The 18,603-nt window shown below is 37.2% G+C and carries 24 protein-coding genes; 4 read left to right on the plus strand and 20 right to left on the minus strand.

Translation table 11 applies throughout. The annotated features are described in order from the left end of the window. Positions 1 to 10: 10 nt before the first annotated feature. On the plus strand, positions 11 to 628 hold the full coding sequence (locus GWI58_RS16860) for a DMSO/selenate family reductase complex B subunit (RefSeq protein ID WP_004243609.1): 618 nt from the start codon (positions 11 to 13) through the stop codon (positions 626 to 628). A 3-nt stretch (positions 629 to 631) separates the two neighbouring features. Next, positions 632 to 1,408, plus strand: coding sequence for a dimethyl sulfoxide reductase anchor subunit family protein (locus GWI58_RS16865; RefSeq protein WP_004243611.1), 777 nt, complete (start codon positions 632 to 634; stop codon positions 1,406 to 1,408). Between the two features lie 115 nt (positions 1,409 to 1,523). Here the strand turns inward: GWI58_RS16865 and GWI58_RS16870 are convergent, their stop codons facing one another. Beyond that, positions 1,524 to 2,066 (minus strand): DUF924 family protein, encoded by a 543-nt coding sequence (locus GWI58_RS16870; RefSeq protein WP_004243612.1) that lies wholly within the window; start codon positions 2,064 to 2,066, stop codon positions 1,524 to 1,526. Positions 2,067 to 2,634: 568 nt separating this feature from the next. Here GWI58_RS16870 and GWI58_RS16875 point away from each other — a divergent pair. Continuing rightward, positions 2,635 to 2,814, plus strand: a complete 180-nt coding sequence (locus GWI58_RS16875; protein WP_161769406.1) for a GhoT/OrtT family toxin — start codon at positions 2,635 to 2,637, stop codon at positions 2,812 to 2,814. Between the two features lie 155 nt (positions 2,815 to 2,969). Here GWI58_RS16875 and GWI58_RS16880 read toward each other — a convergent pair whose 3' ends face one another. From GWI58_RS16880 to GWI58_RS16970, 19 genes are all read right to left on the minus strand, one after another. After that, a complete protein-coding gene (locus GWI58_RS16880) occupies positions 2,970 to 3,392 on the minus strand; it encodes a GNAT family N-acetyltransferase (protein ID WP_237611720.1) in 423 nt (140 codons plus the stop codon). Positions 3,393 to 3,538: 146 nt separating this feature from the next. Then, entirely contained in the window at positions 3,539 to 3,961 is a 423-nt protein-coding gene (locus tag GWI58_RS16885) for a tail fiber assembly protein (protein WP_161769407.1), read from the minus strand. A gap of 11 nt (positions 3,962 to 3,972) precedes the next feature. Continuing rightward, on the minus strand, positions 3,973 to 5,289 hold the full coding sequence (locus GWI58_RS16890) for a hypothetical protein (RefSeq protein WP_237611721.1): 1,317 nt from the start codon (positions 5,287 to 5,289) through the stop codon (positions 3,973 to 3,975). 5 nt (positions 5,290 to 5,294) lie between these two features. Continuing rightward, positions 5,295 to 5,951, minus strand: a complete 657-nt coding sequence (locus tag GWI58_RS16895) for a DUF2612 domain-containing protein (protein WP_004243615.1) — start codon at positions 5,949 to 5,951, stop codon at positions 5,295 to 5,297. Beyond that, on the minus strand, positions 5,948 to 7,135 hold the full coding sequence (locus tag GWI58_RS16900; RefSeq protein WP_004243616.1) for a baseplate J/gp47 family protein: 1,188 nt from the start codon (positions 7,133 to 7,135) through the stop codon (positions 5,948 to 5,950). Before GWI58_RS16900 ends, GWI58_RS16895 begins: the two co-directional genes overlap by 4 nt. Then, complete coding sequence (locus GWI58_RS16905) at positions 7,128 to 7,472, minus strand: hypothetical protein (RefSeq protein WP_004243617.1); 345 nt, start codon at positions 7,470 to 7,472, stop codon at positions 7,128 to 7,130. The genes GWI58_RS16900 and GWI58_RS16905 overlap by 8 nt, the downstream gene beginning before the upstream one ends. Then, positions 7,469 to 8,161: a Gp138 family membrane-puncturing spike protein gene (locus GWI58_RS16910; protein WP_161769408.1), complete on the minus strand. Its 693-nt coding sequence runs from the start codon at positions 8,159 to 8,161 to the stop codon at positions 7,469 to 7,471. Before GWI58_RS16910 ends, GWI58_RS16905 begins: the two co-directional genes overlap by 4 nt. A gap of 2 nt (positions 8,162 to 8,163) precedes the next feature. Beyond that, positions 8,164 to 8,976 (minus strand): baseplate hub protein, encoded by an 813-nt coding sequence (locus GWI58_RS16915; protein WP_004243622.1) that lies wholly within the window; start codon positions 8,974 to 8,976, stop codon positions 8,164 to 8,166. Continuing rightward, positions 8,945 to 9,265 (minus strand): phage baseplate plug family protein, encoded by a 321-nt coding sequence (locus GWI58_RS16920; RefSeq protein ID WP_004243623.1) that lies wholly within the window; start codon positions 9,263 to 9,265, stop codon positions 8,945 to 8,947. The genes GWI58_RS16915 and GWI58_RS16920 overlap by 32 nt, the downstream gene beginning before the upstream one ends. A 12-nt stretch (positions 9,266 to 9,277) precedes the next feature. Next, a complete protein-coding gene (locus GWI58_RS16925; RefSeq protein WP_110229096.1) occupies positions 9,278 to 9,766 on the minus strand; it encodes a phage baseplate protein in 489 nt (162 codons plus the stop codon). A gap of 2 nt (positions 9,767 to 9,768) precedes the next feature. After that, positions 9,769 to 12,072 (minus strand): hypothetical protein, encoded by a 2,304-nt coding sequence (locus tag GWI58_RS16930; RefSeq protein ID WP_161769409.1) that lies wholly within the window; start codon positions 12,070 to 12,072, stop codon positions 9,769 to 9,771. An 82-nt stretch (positions 12,073 to 12,154) separates the two neighbouring features. After that, positions 12,155 to 12,613 carry a hypothetical protein gene (locus tag GWI58_RS16935; RefSeq protein WP_004243627.1) on the minus strand — a complete coding sequence of 153 codons (459 nt, stop codon included), beginning with the start codon at positions 12,611 to 12,613 and terminating at the stop codon, positions 12,155 to 12,157. 59 nt (positions 12,614 to 12,672) lie between these two features. Then, positions 12,673 to 13,125, minus strand: coding sequence for a phage tail fiber protein (locus GWI58_RS16940; RefSeq protein WP_012368088.1), 453 nt, complete (start codon positions 13,123 to 13,125; stop codon positions 12,673 to 12,675). 10 nt (positions 13,126 to 13,135) lie between these two features. Next, entirely contained in the window at positions 13,136 to 14,623 is a 1,488-nt protein-coding gene (locus GWI58_RS16945; RefSeq protein WP_161769410.1) for a DUF3383 domain-containing protein, read from the minus strand. An 8-nt stretch (positions 14,624 to 14,631) separates the two neighbouring features. Then, positions 14,632 to 15,144: a phage gateway protein gene (locus GWI58_RS16950; protein ID WP_161769411.1), complete on the minus strand. Its 513-nt coding sequence runs from the start codon at positions 15,142 to 15,144 to the stop codon at positions 14,632 to 14,634. 36 nt (positions 15,145 to 15,180) lie between these two features. Further along, on the minus strand, positions 15,181 to 15,630 hold the full coding sequence (locus tag GWI58_RS16955) for a lysis system i-spanin subunit Rz (RefSeq protein WP_161769412.1): 450 nt from the start codon (positions 15,628 to 15,630) through the stop codon (positions 15,181 to 15,183). Next, a complete protein-coding gene (locus tag GWI58_RS16960; RefSeq protein ID WP_112843322.1) occupies positions 15,627 to 16,031 on the minus strand; it encodes a structural protein in 405 nt (134 codons plus the stop codon). Before GWI58_RS16960 ends, GWI58_RS16955 begins: the two co-directional genes overlap by 4 nt. Before the next feature lie 2 nt (positions 16,032 to 16,033). Beyond that, on the minus strand, positions 16,034 to 16,333 hold the full coding sequence (locus GWI58_RS16965; protein ID WP_004248367.1) for a phage holin, lambda family: 300 nt from the start codon (positions 16,331 to 16,333) through the stop codon (positions 16,034 to 16,036). 381 nt (positions 16,334 to 16,714) lie between these two features. Beyond that, positions 16,715 to 17,530, minus strand: a complete 816-nt coding sequence (locus GWI58_RS16970) for an antitermination protein Q (protein WP_161769413.1) — start codon at positions 17,528 to 17,530, stop codon at positions 16,715 to 16,717. A 245-nt stretch (positions 17,531 to 17,775) separates the two neighbouring features. Between GWI58_RS16970 and GWI58_RS17985 the strand changes: the two genes are divergently transcribed. After that, on the plus strand, positions 17,776 to 18,513 hold the full coding sequence (locus tag GWI58_RS17985; RefSeq protein ID WP_004248370.1) for a LexA family transcriptional regulator: 738 nt from the start codon (positions 17,776 to 17,778) through the stop codon (positions 18,511 to 18,513). Positions 18,514 to 18,603 lie beyond the last annotated feature (90 nt).

Raw genomic sequence — 18,603 nt, forward strand, 5'->3', positions numbered from 1 at the left:
GAGTTAACTCATGAAGCAATATGGTTTTTATTTTGACTCCACTAAATGCACTGGCTGTAAAACCTGTCAAGTCAGTTGCAAGGACGAAAAAGATTTAGATTTAGGCCCTAAATTCCGTCGTGTTTATGAATATGGCGGTGGTAGCTGGGCAAAACAAGACGGTATCTGGACACAAAATATTTATAGTTATTATTTATCAATTTCTTGTAACCACTGCTCTAACCCTACTTGCGTGGCAGGTTGCCCTACTGGCGCGATGCATAAACGTGAAGAAGACGGTTTAGTGGTTGTTAATCAAGATGTTTGTGTTGGATGCCGTTATTGTGAATTACGCTGCCCTTATGGCGCACCACAGTTTGATGAAAAGAAAAAATTGATGTCAAAATGTGATGGTTGCTATGAGCGTGTCGCCCAAGGTATGAAACCGGTCTGTGTTGAATCTTGTCCACAACGTGCACTGGATTTTGATGATATTGAAGTGATCAGAGCGAAACATGGTACAGAGTGTGGTATCGCACCAATGCCAGATCCAAGCTTAACTAACCCAAATATCGTGATAAAAGCACATAAAGATGCAAAACCTTCTGGTGATAAAACCGGCTCAGTTCAAAATGCGGCGGAGGTATAAACCATGCATGAACTTCCTCTTGTCTTTTTTACTGTTTTAGGCTCTAGCGCAGCAGGTCTGTTTCTGATCGCTTATATCAGTAAAAAGTTAGGTCAAATTGATGAACAACAACTGCGTAATGCCAATATTCTTGCTCTGATATTAATGCTTGTGGGCTTAGGTATTGGTGGATTACACGTAGGTCAGCCACTACGCTTTTTCAATATGTTATTAGGCGTAGGCCGTTCTCCAATGAGTAACGAAGCTTTTCTAAGTGGTGTATTTACTGGTTTTGCTTTTGCAACAGTGGCACTCACTATTATGAAAAAATGGCGGGGATTACGTGAAATTTGTAATCTATTTACCGTTATTTTTGGTTTAGCTTTTGTTTGGTCAATTCCGCAAGTTTACCATATTCCAACAATTGCTAACTGGAATACAGATTACACCACGTTACAGTTTTGGATGACGCTATTAATTGGCGGTGGAGTACTTGCAATGGTCAGTGGTGCAAGACGTTTAGGGGCATTGTCCTTTATTATCGGTGCCATAATTACCTTTGCCGCACGCTCCGGTTATGTCAGTTTCCTAAGCTTTAATGGCCCAGAATTAAGTGCTGAGCAATCACTGTTTTGGGGTTTCCAATTAGCAGTATTAGCATTAGGTATTGTGGTTGTCGGGTTTAGTGCATTAAAAGCGCAAACCTCAAAAGTGACCTTAGCAACTTGTGCCGCAGCGGTCGTAATTGCTGAATTATCTGGTCGCATTGCCTTTTATAACTTATGGCATATAACCATGTAATATGGGTTTTCTGTGCGATGACGCTTTATCATTATTGATTTATCATCATAAGCATAGTCATCGGTAAGAAACGAAAAACAAAATGCATATCTTTTTAGATATGCATTTTTTCTTTTTAGAATGAGGAGCCGGGTTGTTGTAAAAACGCTAACTCTTCTGGTGTGGAAGTACGGCCTAAAATTTCATTACGATGAGGATAACGACCATATTTATCGATAATCTCTTTATGGCGTAATTCATATTGATAAGTGTCGTCATCATTTAATTGTGAAAACAGCGCAATAGCATCTTGATGGATTTTTTGTGATTCTGAATGCATAAATGGCATGATCAGAAATTTGCGTTTTACTGGTGTTAGGGTGAGATATTCGGGTAACCGAATGGCTTCTTGAGCAAGAATTAACGCCATATTATCTTGGGCGAAAGCCTTTGGTGTATCACGCCAAATATTACGTGAAAATTGGTCTAGAATAATAATTTCCCCTAACCGCCCTTCAATGCTCTCGCGCCAAGAGGCAAGCTCTGCACGACTTGCGCTAATACATAGCTCACCAAATCTATCCTTAATTTCTTTATCAAAAGCGCTATCCTTTTGAAACCACTGTTTTGGGGTACATTCTTCAAACCAAAAGGTTAATACGGGTTGGTAAGGAACCATAGCGATAACCACCTTATATAAATTGATAAGAAATATTATCTCTAAAGTATACTGATTTTTAACCTATGAATAGTATGAAAAAGGTTACAGGGATCGAGCTTCTTTAAAAAAACAAAAAAATAAATCCTCTTTAAAGGCAACAAGAGGATTTTAATCACGTCCTAGTTAACACTTAGCTCCTTTAAGTGTTACCCATCCATGAGCAAGTTATACTCTAAACAATGTTGTTAATGATATATGTAACTTAGTAATCAATATAATAAGGATGTTGTTACTATAACCCCCTTTGGGATCGTTAATAGAATAGATAAAAGCCTAAAAGGGATAAAGCTTAAAAAATAGTGTTAGGGTATTAAAAAGACTTACAGTAGCAAAGACTGCGGCAAAACAAGAAAAGTTGTTATAAGCTTGTTGGATGTTACTTAAGTAAAATATGCGATCAATAATGAAATAAATGCTAAAAAAACACCAATTGCTAATGACATTTGTTGAAAATTTTTTCTTCTTAGTCTGTTTCTTTAACAAAATTAGCGTACAATTACTGCAATTTTTTTACTGAAGATCGACTATGTCTGTTATTGCAACTATTGGAATAGGCTACCTAATTGGGGCTGTACTCTCTTTTATTATCACCTTCTTTTTAACTAAAGATCCCTGCTTAGCTATGCGCCTGCTGAGTGCTTTTCTTATCGCAATAACATGGCCATTGAGTTTCCCAATGGCCATTATATTTTCTATTTTTGGTTGATTAAATTAAAATAAGATGGTTGATATAGAATATTTTTATTTAATCACTTTATTGAGAGGCTCTTAAAAATTAAGAACTATTCTAAAAACTGAAATGTATTTCACTCAATATATTAGTCTTTCACTAATCTATTAGCGCGTTTCTAGCCTAAGCTATCAATGATTTTTTATAAAACAAAAAATAAGCTCAGCATCACCTTCATCAAGGTTTTCAATATAGCCACTTTCAACAAAGCCTAATTGAATAAGTAAATTTTGCATGGGTAAATTAGATTGATTGGCTGAAGTAAACAATTTTTCTGTCGCTATTTTTTGCTGAAAATAAGTAATTAGTTTTTTGCCATAACCTTTTCCCCTATGCTCTTTAGCTATCATCACTAATTCAATAAATTGCTGACCAAAAAAATGGCGATGGACAACACCATAACCAATAATTTCACTTTTCACCTCTAGCAGATAAACGGCCTGATTAGTTAACCATACGTCGATCTCATCAATACGAGAAGGATTTTGTTGAGCATAGGTATCAAGCTTAACAAGTATGGATAAATGTCGGTTGCTAGCGAGGGTAATTTTCATAGTATATTTTATTAGAGTAATTTTAGATAAAATATAATAATACAATTATTAGCAATAACAATATAAACTACAATAAAATAGTATTAAATTGAATAATTAAAGCCACCAGAGAGGTAATAGGTGGCTTTCTATCTATATGACAATTATTACTCAGGCTTTGATGGCCATTCTAAATTTTCATCTTCAACATTGACTTTAGTTAGTTGATAACGATACTTTTTCCATCTTTCTAGTTTATCAATATCTTCTTTATTTATATATCCACCTTCCTTTGCATCTTTTAAAGGTTCTATTATTTCATTTGATTCTAATAATAATATTTTTCTTTTCTCTCTTAAATTAACTACTTCATCATCTCTAGTTGGTAATTTTGGAGGATATATTTTTCCATATTTGCCTGATAGGCAGAGTCTATAAATATTTCGCCCCAACTCTTCACTATCATTAATTGATGCTGTGTAGGGTAAATACTCATCAAAACATTGAAATTTCACCTCGCAATCAACTGATTTTTTCTTATCTATATTATATATTTCTGTTATATTTTTAATATTCTCTATAAACAACATATTATTCCCCCTTAAGCTACTCTAATAAATAATGAGCAAAATAATCTATCATACGAAGGTCCTAATAATTTCCAAGTTCCAACGCCAATTCTATTTTTTATTCCTAACTCACTGGTTGACACTCTGTGACTATCAGTGTCAACATAAAGCGTAGCCAACTCTAACTCAGAACCCGAATAATTATCTTTAAAATCGTTACGTCTATTATGACACTTAGCAAAAACATATTTACCTATACCTAATACATCATTACTACTTGCTATTAAATATCTAGCATCAGCTTGAGCTTGAGTTAAAGCTCCTATATCTTCTGCTGTTAATTTAATATCTGTATTTAGTTGCTTTCCATTAATTTTTCGACTTGTAGGTACATAATTTCCTTTAAATTGATATTTATTATCAGATTCAGTTTTAGTATAGGATGCATCAACTATTGCATAATTCCCCTTAGGCTGATATTTACCATCTGACTCTGATTTAGAATAACTATAACCTGTCGCCAAATAATTGCCTTTAGGTTGATATTTATTATCAAATTCCGTTTTAGTATAGGATGCACCCACTAATGCATAATTCCCTTTGGGTTGATAATTCCCTTTTGGCTGAAAAGCATCAGTAGCGGCTTTTTGGCTAATAACATGAGCCGTTGAGGTTCCGGTCGCTTGAGAAATATTACCCTTATCAAATTTTTTATTAAGCTCATTTTTTAAATTGGTATTAGTGGCATAATCTCCTGAAGCTTGATAATTGCCTTTAGGTTGATATTTCCCATCAGACTCCGCTTTGGTATAGCTATCACCTTTATTCGCATAATTTCCCGCAGGAGCATAATTGCCTTTGGGTTGATATTTAGTATCAGATTCCGCTTTTGCATAGCTATAACCTTCCGCTTGATATTTACCCACCGGCTGAAAACGCTTATCAGCCTCGGCTTTGTTATAAGCACCCACTTCATTCGCGGTGATATCAGCTTTTAACTCAGCCCATGCATTACCGGCAATAGGCTCAACATTATTATTCTCAATTTTAGACTGCCATACCTTATTGTTATGATAAACCACACTACGAATAGCATAGGGCTTGCCCGCTTCTGACCATTTAGCAAAACCTTGTAATTGCATTTCACCAATAGACTCGGTGATATCGTGAAATAGGCTGTTCATTTTTTCACGTTCAATATCTTTTGCAGCCGGATCAGTGACTTGGTCACGCTCATAATCATAACCGTAACCTTGAGTATAAGATACTGAGCCATCTGTTTGGATCTCAACAGGCACAACTGTTTTATCCCCTTGCGTGGCAAAGGGGATTTTAAATATTTTAGTCATAGGATTTATTCTCCGAAATTACTCTTTAAGAAATTTTTACGATATGAACCATAACCAAATGCTTTTTTAGTTATGATGCGATATTTGACGCCTACGCCAGAAGGACGTGGCATTAAATCGAAGTTTTCTAATAATAAACGTAAGCGTTCATCGGGATTAAAATTAAAAACGTAATACATATACGTCATATCAAAGGGATCAAGTACAAATACTTTACTTTCACCTCGCCAGAAAAAACGTTTTAAAAATTGATTAATATTGGTGACCGTCGGACTTTGGGTGAGATTAAAATAACGCATTCTTATCAACATTCTTTTTTGATCTAACGTCAGTGATAAGGTGTAATCGGTATTGCGTCGAAAATTTGCGTTAAAATTAGCTTTCTTTTTACCAAAGCCAAAACCTATTTTTGTTTTCTCACTTGGGGAAATATCAATGCCTAAAGGCACATCTAAAATACGCGCCCAGACTGCTAACCCAAAGTCGTTGGCGGTATCAATATTAAATATATCGCGATACCAATTTTGCCAAAATAACACGGTGGATTGGTGAAAATAGTCTGCCTTAAAATGAGCCAGTGATTTTAATTTATCGGCATTTTCATATTGCCAAAGTATCGCTTGTAAAAGATCGGAATGATAATCAAACTGTTGAATATTCATACCATCACCACTTGTATCGCCCCTTTAGGTAAGCGGGCAATTTGATTAATGGCAATGGGAATTAATGCTACATGCCAATTTTTTCCATCTGTTGATAACTCCACTTTTGTGACAAATAAATGTGGCTCCACAGCATTGACGGCAGCGGAAATCTCAAAAGGAGAGACATCTCGCCCTACCACCAGCCCATTATCCCCCTCTATCTCTCCATGACTCCATTTTTCTAGTGCATCAGGAATAATGGTTTGTGCATCAAAAGAGGATTTTTTAACGGTAACTTTGCAAAAAATCGTCACTTCTTTTGGTCGTGAAAATTTAATCGGATATGCTTGACCACTTGCTGGCTCTAAGAGATTTATTTCAATATCACCATTAAACGCCGCACCTATTGTTTTCGTTCTTAATAAAACATTGGCAATTTCATGGCTGTCTCCCCCTTCAACACAGACATAAATGCTATGTGGCAATAAGGAAATACCATCGATAGTTAATGTTTTATCAGTGAAATTTTCTCGAAAAGAGAGAGAGTTAACCCCGGCTAATTCATAGAGGGACGATGTAATAGCTTGGGCAACACTGATGGTATTTTTAGCGAGAGTCTGTTTACGCCGACGCCTGGCTTTAATATCAGATTCTGCATAACGGCCAATAATAGCGTGCGTGGTATTATTGACTTTTTCCCAGCCTAATACCGAACTTGCCACTTTATTTAATTGCCCAATACCACAAGTGATAGGCCCGTACTCTTTAGCGCGCATATCCCCAGTTATTTTTCCAGTGTCTGCGATAATAAGAGAGGTTAATGTTTCAAATACTGCGCCATTTATCGTTAGGGCTTGTGAACCTTTAGGGATAATGGTGCCGGGCACCCCCATAAATTCCACATCACTTAAATAGGAGTGTGTGGCATTAATACGCTCTCCTCCCATTAACGCCCATATTGCATCAAGAAAAATCCCCCCAGCAATATCGGGATTAATTTGATTAGCAAGTTCGGCATTATTACGCACAATGGCATCGCGATTTTCAATTTCCATTGTTGCCAAAACCCCTTGGGGCGTTTCTGGCGATAAATTGATTGATTGCCCAAAGACAGTGCGAAATTCGTCTTCTACCTCCTTTCGTAGCGCTGCCGTATCAGGAACAATAACGCCTTTATTATTAATATATCGATAATCAGCCATGTAATGTAAATCCTCCATATATCGTGCGTATATCCGCCTGATATTTCAGTACGCCATTATCTAAAAAGGCATTAAAATGGCTGATAGCCACAACTTCCTCGATTTCAGCCAGACGTTGTCGAAAAGCCATTTCAAATAAAGGAATATCAACTTGACGGCTAAATGTTGCTGACCAATAAGGAATACCTTTATCTTTTTTATGCAACATCTCACCACGAACCGCTTTAATAAAATGCTGACAAAGGTTTTTTACTGCTTCATCGTTATCACAAATTTGCAGATCACCTTTAGCATCAATCACCAGATCATTATGCTGGTTTATAGCAAATGTCCTCATATTGGACTCCCTGTGTTATCTTTGCCTGCTTGTATGCCACTATGGCGATGGGTTGAACCGATATCTTTCCCGTTGTGACGCATCACGCCCCCTTGAGAATCACTATTTCCATTTACCGCATAATTACCATTTACTGTGGCATTGCCGGTAAATATCGTTTCTGGGGCATTGATTTCATACTTGGGGGTTTCTAGTACAACTTTATCGTTATGAAGAGAAAAGCAGACAGAACCATCCATTGACTGAATAACCAAAGCATCAATATTTTTTCCGTCGATCACCCAACCTTTTAAGGTGTCAGGAAAAAACATCGCATCACTAAAGGTATGTAATCGGGTGGTATTAGGTCTATCCTCTAGACCACCGCGTTGAAAAATAAGGCTAATATCACGATCATTAGCTTTTAACCAACCAAAATCTCCCGCTTTAATCGGTGCTCTAATAAAAAAACCTCCGCCACCAAAGCGAAATACGGGAATATTTGCAACGGGTGCTCGTGAAATAGTTTGATTATCCGTGGTTAACATCATCACCAGTGGTTTGATCACGGCTCGATTGCTTTTTTCATCATAATCAATGACTGTTGCGGGCAACATATCATCCGTATTCATCATCAAATGGCGAAATGCGGACGAGAAAGCCCCTGCCAGTGAACCAACACTCGCAATATCGTTATTGGGTTTACTCATAATTAAGCTCGTTTACAAATTGCGGTATAGTTGAAATCAGCCTCATGTGAGGCAACACTAAACGCCAATTGCTCAATGATATAATCACCATTTAATGAAGGGTTTAATTTACTCTCAAGACGAAGCATTCCACCAAGCTCAGAGGTGCTATCAATCAAGTAACTTACGGTTAACCCACTTTCTGTCGCTTTGGGAATGCCAATCATGCCTGAATTCATATTTAAAATACGTAAACGGCTTTTTAGTGCTTTGTCGTCATCTTTTACAAATAACGTATCATCATCAATAAAGGCTTTAACGTCCCCAGCTTCCTGTAAACGTTCTATTTGATGCAATGCTGAGCCACAATAATACCAATTAGCAATATTCTTATCGGTAGCTTGAAAATCTAGTTTCACCCCACAATCATCAGCAATAGCCAAGGCTATTTCACTCAGCCTGCGCATTGTGCCGCCACTGGAAGAAATAATTTTTCCCGCGCTTTGATGGCTGGTTTTTGCCGATAAAGTTAACGTCACATCAGGAGGTGAATCTATTTCAGCACTGACAATATCGCCAATAAATAAAGAGAGTAATCCGGTATTAACTCGGCCGACCTCCAAATAGAGTCGTCGCGTTTGCTTATTGTTATTATAGGGACTGGTTTCTGTGAGCAGATAATCTCTTGTTTGTGCATTTAGCCCTGAGATAGTGACATTACATTCATTTTGTAATGGATTGGCATACTTTGTTCCACTGGCTGAAATACGTAATCCTTCATACCATTGAAGCCGTTCTCCGACTTCAATTCCGAGCCTTATTCGTCGAAGATCCATCTTCCTCACTCCAATACACTAATGATTGCGTCTTGGTAAATTCCTCATACCAAGGTAATGCATCATGCTCTGTTAAAAACATTAAATTAATTCCCTGATTTAAATAGCGATAAGGAATTATCGGTGTATTAGCAACAAGGCGCATTCCTGTAATAAGTATTTCGCCTTCTCGCTCGATATCACAAAACATGGTTTGATTAGCCACTTTAAGCGTTAATTGCCAATTCACACCGGCTATTGCTACAGAAAATCGTTGATTAGGAATGGCTTGTAATGGTATTTCTTGCATTTTTTCTACCTCCTAGCCCTGTTTTTTTTCTATTAGCATGGATTTTTTACTTTTCACATTTCCTCGATTAATCGTTGAGGATTGCTTAGGTTTTTTAGTCGATTTAGCTGATTTTTTATTGTATTCAGGCTCAATGCTTTTCCATTCAATAAACTTCAGTTTTAACTCAATAGCGTCTACTTTTGACGGATCTTCATCATGGCTAAGACTTTCTAATAGCATTGGTTGATAGGTACTAACACGTGTTTGAATACCCACTAACGTATTTTCGTCATATAGCTGTTTTATAGTGGCATAAGCATTGGCAATATCGCCCGTTAACAATAAGCTGATACTGATACTGATAGGGTTGATCACCACATGGTCACTGCGGCTTTCCCCATTTTCTACCGTAAATGTAATCGCTTGGTGGCTATCGTCTATGGTGACTTGAGTTGGGTTAACACTATCAAACAATGTGGTAAAAGAGGCTAAATCAAAAATTCTAACTTCCGTTATCATAATTACACCCTCCAGCCACTAGAGTGATTCTGCGATATATTTTTAGCCTCTTGCTCTGTATAAGATTTCTTGATTTCTTTAACCACCTCCGCACCATTTGTGGCTTGAGTTTCAATTTTGATCTCACCAATTTGCACATTACTTTCATTTTTAATACTTGATTGATTACTGATCATTTGACTGGTCATCGGGTTTAAACTGTTATTTGACGATATTGCTAATCCGTTATTTAACGATTTAACCTCCTGCATAGGACTATAATATCGTGTCGCTGTTTGAGATTGTGGCAAGATATAGTCAAGCTCACCCTCATTTGTTAATCGCCGCTCTACCTTTTGTACCACACGAATTTCTTTTTCTTCGTCGTCCATACCGAAAAAGCTTTTGGCTGATTGCCATATATCTTGTATTAGGTTGATTTTTTCATCGACAAAATCCAATATCTTTTCAACACAGCCCCACATCCATTCAAATAGGCTCACCACTGAATCAGAAACAAAAATAAAGATATCAATAATGGATTGCCCCCAAGCAATAAGATTATTAATCCCTATTTCTAGAGTCTGTATAAATTGGTTAAATGAGTTAGATATTAAATCCCATGCAGCAATAACAAAATCAGCAACAACAGTGACAGCCTCTTTTAAATATTCAAAGAATGATTGCCATGCCTGCCATATCGTCATGATCACACTTTTTAATACTGGGTATTTTTCTAATATACGGCCGATCATGGAATCGTTACCGTTAATAAAATTCATAATATCGTCATAGACGAGTTTAAAGGCGACACCTAATAAACCAATCACCGTTGCAATAGCAATAATAGGTAATGCCATGGCAAGTGTCGATGCGGCAGCAGAGATCATGACGGGTAAATAATAAATAGCAACAGCGGCGCCGATGGCGGAGAAAAAGCTAATCACAATATCTTTATTTTTCACACAAAAATCGACTAATTTATCAAACCATTCCATGCCTTTTGCCAGCGTAGGAATAATCATATCTAAAAAGTTATTTTTGAATTGTGCCGCTAATTGACTAAATTTATGTATTGTAGCATTGAGTTGGATCGCACTTTCAATACTGTCGTCGTTAATACCTGAGAATTGTTTTTGTACCCCCATCGTACGCTCTAGCTCTTGACGACCTTTCATCATTAATTCGATGGTTTTATCATCAACAACACCTAATTTTTCCAGCTCTTTTTGGGCATCATCAAAACTCATATTTTTAACGTTATCAGCGACCTGTAAAAGCTGCTCTATGGGATCTTGCGTATCATCAAACGCAGTTGCCATAGCGGCTAAATCCGCTTGAGCAGCTTCTTTCGTGCCACCAATTGCAGCCATCGCACCTGAAAAAGCGTCAATATCAATCGCCGCAACACCCATTTTTTTACTGAGTTTATCTAATGATTCGATTTCTTGAGAACGTTCAAGTGACGCAGAAAATACCTTTTGTAACGTCCCCATAATATCCGTTGCACCTATGGCGTTTAGGATAAAATCTTTCATTTTATCGACGGTTTGCTGATAACTTTTCCCGGTTTCATCAACACTACTGCTTAATCGACGTTGAGCTTGAGCTTCTTCTATTGCCGCTTTAATACCTTGGGTTTGCATGGTGCTGATAAATTGATCGTAATCGGCACCTAGATTTTTAATCACCTCATCAATAACTAATTTATTTTCTTTATTTTTCTTTTCTGCCTCAGTTAATAAAGTTAATTCATTATTTAATGAAGCAAGCTGATCTTCCATTGCCTGATATTCAGCATTTAAATTCGCAAGATGATTTGCATCACTATCCACATCATTGCTAAGCAAATTTCTCGTGTAATTTAATACTGACATCGCATCTTTTAGAGCGTCAATGCTTGACGTAATTGAATGGATCTTCTCTTGTGTTTCACCACTATTTATTTCAATATTTATGGGCTCATCAAGCGATAAACTCGTCAGCCCCGTTAAGATATTTTGTAAAAAAGTATCAAATTCTTGAGTACTACTAAGTGCCGTTTTAACGATTTTTTGTATCGAATTTTCAACAGTTTCAGAGGCTTGAATAATTTCTTGGTTGTCCACCGAAAGGTTTATTTCAGGCTCCAGTGATAATTCGTTAAAACTGGTGGTTATTTCTTGAACAAAGGCAAAAAAGCGATTAATACCTGCTGATGCGCCCTGCTCTATTTTCTTCATTTCCTCAAGAATTTCGTTGGTCGATTTCCTGATATTATTTAATGCGTTATCAGATACCTCCGCGTCTAACGTCAGTACCTGACTAAATACGGGTAATAGCGACATTATCTCTCCTTGGACGCCGCTAGCGCCTCGTTATAACGATTGGTAATCGCAATTTCCCACAGATCAAAAGCTTCCTCTAAATCTATGGTTGTTTTGAGTTCTGTGAAAGAGGCGAAGCCGGCTGAGATGATGACGGCAAAGAAGCCATCAGCGTTTTTATAATCGACGGGAGAGAACCGCTGAGCTTGCCTAATAGGTATTGAAGGAAATTTTGGCTCCCGCCGTTGCCGAAAAAACTGGTGTTGTACTTTAACATTTCTAATTCAAGACGAATTAACGCTTCCCCATCAGGGACGTGATTATCAATTAATGTACTGGTTTTTAAATAAATTTCTTGGCCTTCTTTTTCTACAGCAACATACGCCATCATCTTTAACATGGCCTCTTTACTGACTTCATAATCACCGATTTTAGGGGCATTTGATAATGGGTATTTAGCCAAGATCTCTCGTCCAATTGTGGCGGGTAACCGGCTAATAATAAAGGTATGCTGTTGACGATCACTATCAATCACCGTGATCTCTTTTGGCTTAATCAACATATAAAAACTCCATAAAAAAAGGCGACCGAAGTCGCCATGATAAAAAGTAAGATTAATAATTAACGCGCTCTAACACGGTCAAAATCTTGGAAAATAAAAGTGTACTGCTTAGATTTAAGGCGTCCTGCCCCTGCGACTGAATTACCTCGGCAACCGTCAGTAATACGTCCATTACGTGCCGTGGTAATAGAGCCATCGCCATAAGAAGCGACTAAAGTAATCACATCACTGGCAGGACGTCGTCCCCGTCTTGCAGTATTAGCATCAAACAAAATAGCTAGATTTTCGTCTTCTTCACTTCCCGCTAACACATTAATGGTGACCGTTTGAGGTGTTGGTGAAGACCAACTGACCAAATTACCATTAATATCTACCGCTGTTTGTGTAATATTAACTGTCGGTAAATCTAAAGGATCACCTTCATCAGAAAAGGTGGTGATCGGGATACCCGCTGGAAATGTTTTACTTGCTTGAATAATAAGGCTTAAGCCTGTTGCTGAAATATCGTTCATTGTTTGTTCCTTAAACTAAATTATGTGAGCCTTCAACTTTACGAACCCAATCGCCTTTACCGTAAATCAATACATATTTCATGGTGTATTCCGGTAAATTCCCTGGCCCTGTTTGTTCAACGATTTCAGCGTTGTACCAATAACCTTTGTTTTGTACATCGTGCCACGCTAAATCATCACCTGCCGCATCTGTAATTGCGATTTTTTGTACTTCTGTTAATGCTTTACCCGTTTGAATAGTGCCGTTATTTAATGCCTTTGTTACTGCCCCAGCAATGATCATCATCGCTCTTGCTTCACCATCTTTATTCGCAGGAATACCGCGCGTTGACAGTAGTAAACTAAGCCACTGCTGTGCAATATACGCTTTTAGCCATTGCTCATTGGCATGTACGCTCATATCTACTGGATTAGCACCATTACCACATAAAAAGCCACGTTGATAGAAGCTGATCTCAGAGCCAGATACCGCCGTTTCACCATAATAGTTCACGCGCAATTTATCTAAGCGATCGGCCACCATATCTGTGGTAACTTGCGATGGGAATGTAATACCAAATTGTCGATACATGTAATTTGTGGTGGCATTAGTACGCTCAAAATCTGTTGCTGCCATAATCGCCATAGGCAACGCTTGCACAAAAAAGTTTTCCTCGGTTTTTAAATTCAACCCTGTCGATGCTGTATTCATTAATGCCTTGCTGTACATTTCAGCTTGTTGATCTGGCACCGATAAATAAAGTTGGTATTTGACATTTTCACCTGCTACGTATTCAGCCAGTTCCACACTTTGCTCAATAGATAGTTCGGTTAAAAATGTTGCACTACCAAATGAGTCAGAAATAGCTTCTGCAGCCATAAAGGCTTCAAGGGCAGTCTGTGATGCATTACCCTCAGAAGTTTGTCCCTGACTTAACCCTAAGGCACCAGCAAGAGGTGAGTTGTTGACGCTAATCTGCGCTTTTTCTTGCACACCGCCACTGATTAAGAAAGCACTATCCATAGCATTAAAAGTCACATAACAACTGACAAATTGTGGCTCACTTTCAGCATTGAGTTTTGCTTGAATTAAAGAGGCAATATCACTATAGGACGTCACGTCTTGAAGAGAGAGCTTACTGATTTTTTTGGTCACATCGCCAATCACCAGCGTTAACTCACCCTCTTCAATCAGCTTTAATTTATCCAGTGTGGCAACCGGCCCACCAAAGAGTGTTGGCGCTCGTCCCATTGGCTCATAAGAGGCAATTTGTAGCTCTTTAGGCTTGCTGACGGGAGCCGGACTCACATAACTAAAATATTGGCGGGCAAATTGCGCTTCTGGAGAATCAGCTCCCAGAAACGCATCAACTTGACCAGAAGTAAATTCGAGTACTTTCCCTGCTGGAATTTTAGGGTTTGTTGAAAAAATACGTGCGGTCAGTTTACGCATTGGTGCAGTAGAGGCACCAATCACCGCACTCGCAATATCAACATAGCGTGTTTGTTTAATAGACATATTTATCCTTAAATACGAGATAGATTAGATATAAGTAAATGTGTAGCTGCAGTGTTTAGAGATAACGAGCTGGGAAAAGTGACATTAAAATCAAATGAAGGATTATGTTCATAGCTATTTCCTTCATTAATTATTGGCGCACGCCTAATTTCTGTCGCACGTTGTATTCCTATTCCTTTTTTTCTCATTGATTCAATAAAAGGCAGCGAATGGATGATCATTCGCGTTGTTCTAATTAAATCACCTGCAGTAAAATCAGATTGTTTGTTAGTAAAGCTCTGAACTTGATAAGTTAACTCAACAAGTTGTTGTTCAGTGTGATTGGCATTATTACCTTGAACATCATAACTTCTTTTCTGCCAACCTTGGCTCACCTCCTTAATAGGAAAAAACATAATAATATTATTATCAGTGATTTCTTCCGGTTGATATCCTGTAATAACGTCAGCATTGATATCTGTTTTTATTAATTGTTTTGTTAATTGCTCTCGAATAGCTTTATTAATATCATTATCATTCATTTCATCTCCTTTATTTTACACTCCTTTTTAATCACTTTAATTAATACACTCTTGGCGAATATAATCTTGTAGACCTAAGATGATGGACTCTGACTGAGCAATTCTTTCTCTGAGTATCCAATAATTTCGGATAGCGGCGTCAGTAGGTCTGGCGCGGATTGCATCATCCACGCGGGGGGTGGAATTGGCGTCGTTTTTTGCACAACTGGCTCTGATGTACACCCGCTCAGGATCACGCTCAGCATAACTACGCAACCGGTTAATTTCGCTCTTAGCATTGGCTAACTCCTGTAAACGTTGAGTATCCATTTGATATAATTGCTTTATTCTTAATTGATAGTTTTTGTTTTCTACAATCTGTTGCGTCAGTGTTTCATTAATTTTCACATATTTTTGTTTTAATATTTTATTTCTATCAATAACCCAAAAAAGTCCAGCAATTAAACATAACATAATGATTATTATGATTTTTGTAAGATGGTTCATAATAACAACCAAGCATCTTCAAATACTTTTTTTGCATAGGGTTGATAACCCAGTTCAATATTAATAATGGCTATAGATAAAGATATACAAACATTTTTTATTTGGGTATCAATAGGTTTATTATTTTCAACCCCTATTTCTTTTGATACGCGCTCAATATAACCTAATGTATTATTCTCATTAGGTGGTGCATAGCGATAAATAATAGTTTCAATTGTATTTAAACCATATTTTTTTTGATAGGTTTGAATTAATTTATAAATCGCTCTGATGCCATATTCTGGTGAAATAAATTGACAAAAATCTTTATCTGTTTGCGTGCTTGCTAATCCTTGCCATTTTGCACCATGGCGTATATTACCTGGGTTATTATTACGTTCACCCCGCGCTATTTTAGCCATTTTTAACTCCTATTTTTCCTTATAAGAAGTTTGCTTACAGGTTCAATGCCTACATAACCAATAAAGACACTGGCTAAGTAAGCAAATTGATGATTAATACTAAATAAAAGGAGAATATCTTTGATAAACCAAGCAAACATTGCACACATCAGTCCATCTAAAAAAGTTTTTTTCCATCCTCCTGCGTTATATAAACTTCGAAGAATAGCCATTCCCCCAGCGAGTAAGGCTGATATACCTTGCTCTTTCATTGAATAAAGAACAATGCATATTTGTTCCCATAGATCTGGATTTTCTTTCATTATTTCTTATGGCTTACCTCCAATCAGAGGAAATGTCATTAATAATATATTCATTCTTCATATCTAATTTTAAGCACAAGGCTAATATGAATATATTGACGGTTTTATTTATCTAATAAATGTAGATAAAAGCGTAGTATAAAAAATGCCATAACATAAACCTATTGGCAGTGAGATCGATTAACTCGCCAAGCTTATATAGTGGTCAGTGTGATAGTGATAAATATTGAAAACAAAAAAGCCCCACTTCAAAAGTGAGGCTTCTTAGATTTTGCTGAGAGCTTGTTAGATACAAATCTCTCACTATGGAGTTATAGTATGCTTATTTTTCCTTTAAGTCAACAATATTTTTTCATGAAAATAAATAAAAATAGAAAATTATTATTTTACAGTAACTTCTTGTAGAAATTTATCTGATAAAGACTCTTCTTTAAAGCATTCCGCCACTAAAAAATCGAATAGCGGTTTATAATGACTATAAGCAGCCGTTTTTGAAATACTCACCACATGTTGCAATTGTTGTAAGACTTCGCTGAACTTAAGGCGAGGATAACCGCGTCCAGCACATTGGCGACAAGGTTTAAATACGGCAACTCCTTGTAATTCAGTCTGTTTTTTATCAATAATTTTTCCTCGTCCATGGCAACGGCATGCTAAACGAATTTCCGCTTTACCTTTGCATGTAGGGCAAATAACGCGTGTTACTTCCCTTACCTCTCGAAAAGAAGCTTTATTTGATGAGGTTGTTTTTAGATGAGGTTTGGCATTTTGAGTAACCTGCAGGGTTGTTTTTCGACCATGGCATTTGGCGGTAAAAACTTCAACTTCGATAAAGCCATCATCACAATCAGGACATGCTCTCTTGCTGGCTGCACTTCTGGCATAATCCTGAAAAGCATATTCAGCGATAATATGTAAAACTTTAGCTTTATCATGTTCAGCTAACTTATCAATCATCTTATATTGGTTAACTTGAGTTAATGCACATTGATACAGGCTTTCTATCGCTTCTTCGGGACGGTTAATGTGGTGTTTCGCTAAAAATAGCTCTATTCCCATTCGCCCTTTACGTGTCGCTAAGCTTATTGAAGCCATTACATCAGTAATGGATAATGAATCAACAGCTTTAGGCGTTCTAACATCACTTAATACAACACTTTTTGGAGAAAAATACTTAGGTAAGTCAGCTAATCTCATACAATATTCCCTTTGATTTACTGTCACGACTTATTTGCTTATCCATATCCCACAACAAGTTAGGGGCACTTACATGCCTGCTTAAATCACCATTAGCGTATTGATGCACTCAATGCTATTTTATACTCAACCTATCCGTCATGGTTAATTTAGTTAACAAAATATGTTTAACATACTTTTATTAACTGTTAGTTAATGCTAGTATGTAACTAAAGTCACGTCAAGATAGAAAAGGAAATTAACTAGTGGTTAAAAATGACTATAAGTTAGCATTCACAAAAAGACTACAAGAAGCCTGCTTAGACTCCGGGATTGCGGGTAGAGGGTTAGGTAAAAGAATTACAGAGGCATTGGCTAAACAAGGAATAAAAGTCAGTGCGCCTGCTGTCTGGAAATGGTTAAATGGTGAATCCGTTCCTGACTCAACAAATATTTTAGCCTTAAGTCAGTGGCTAGATGTTCGAGCTGAATGGTTAGAATATGGTAGAGGCGCCAAGAAAAATGATGGCATTTCAGTTAATGAAATAATGCCTGTTAATGATTGGGATAATAGTACTCCTATAGAGCGAGATGAAGTGGAGATCCCATTTTATTCAACAATTGAATTGGCCGCAGGTTTTGGCAGTTGTACCACTGATAATCAAAAGGTGGAATTATTGAGATTCTCTCGTTCTACATTTAATCAATATGGTGTACAGCCAAGTGATGCTGTTGCTTTTAAAGTGCATGGCGACAGTATGTCACCGGTTATTCCTGACAGCTCTATTGTAACCATCAGTACAGGGCATACTAAGATTATTGATGGTGGTATTTACGCTATTCAGCAAGGTGACTTGTTAAGAGTTAAAATCTTGCACCGCTTACCCAATAATAAAATCATTATTCGTAGCTATAATACGATTGATTATCCTGATGAAGAATCAACCTTAGAAGAAGTAAAAATCTTAGGGCGTGTTTTTAATTGGTCGGTGATGGGCTGGTGATCGCTTTAGGAAAAGTGAATGAAAAAGTGAATAGTGCTAACACTAGGCTTACTGCCATTCACCGTTAAGCCTAATGTTAGCTTTTTTAAA

The organism is Proteus sp. G2674 (assembly GCF_009915195.1).
Lineage (GTDB): Bacteria > Pseudomonadota > Gammaproteobacteria > Enterobacterales > Enterobacteriaceae > Proteus > Proteus mirabilis.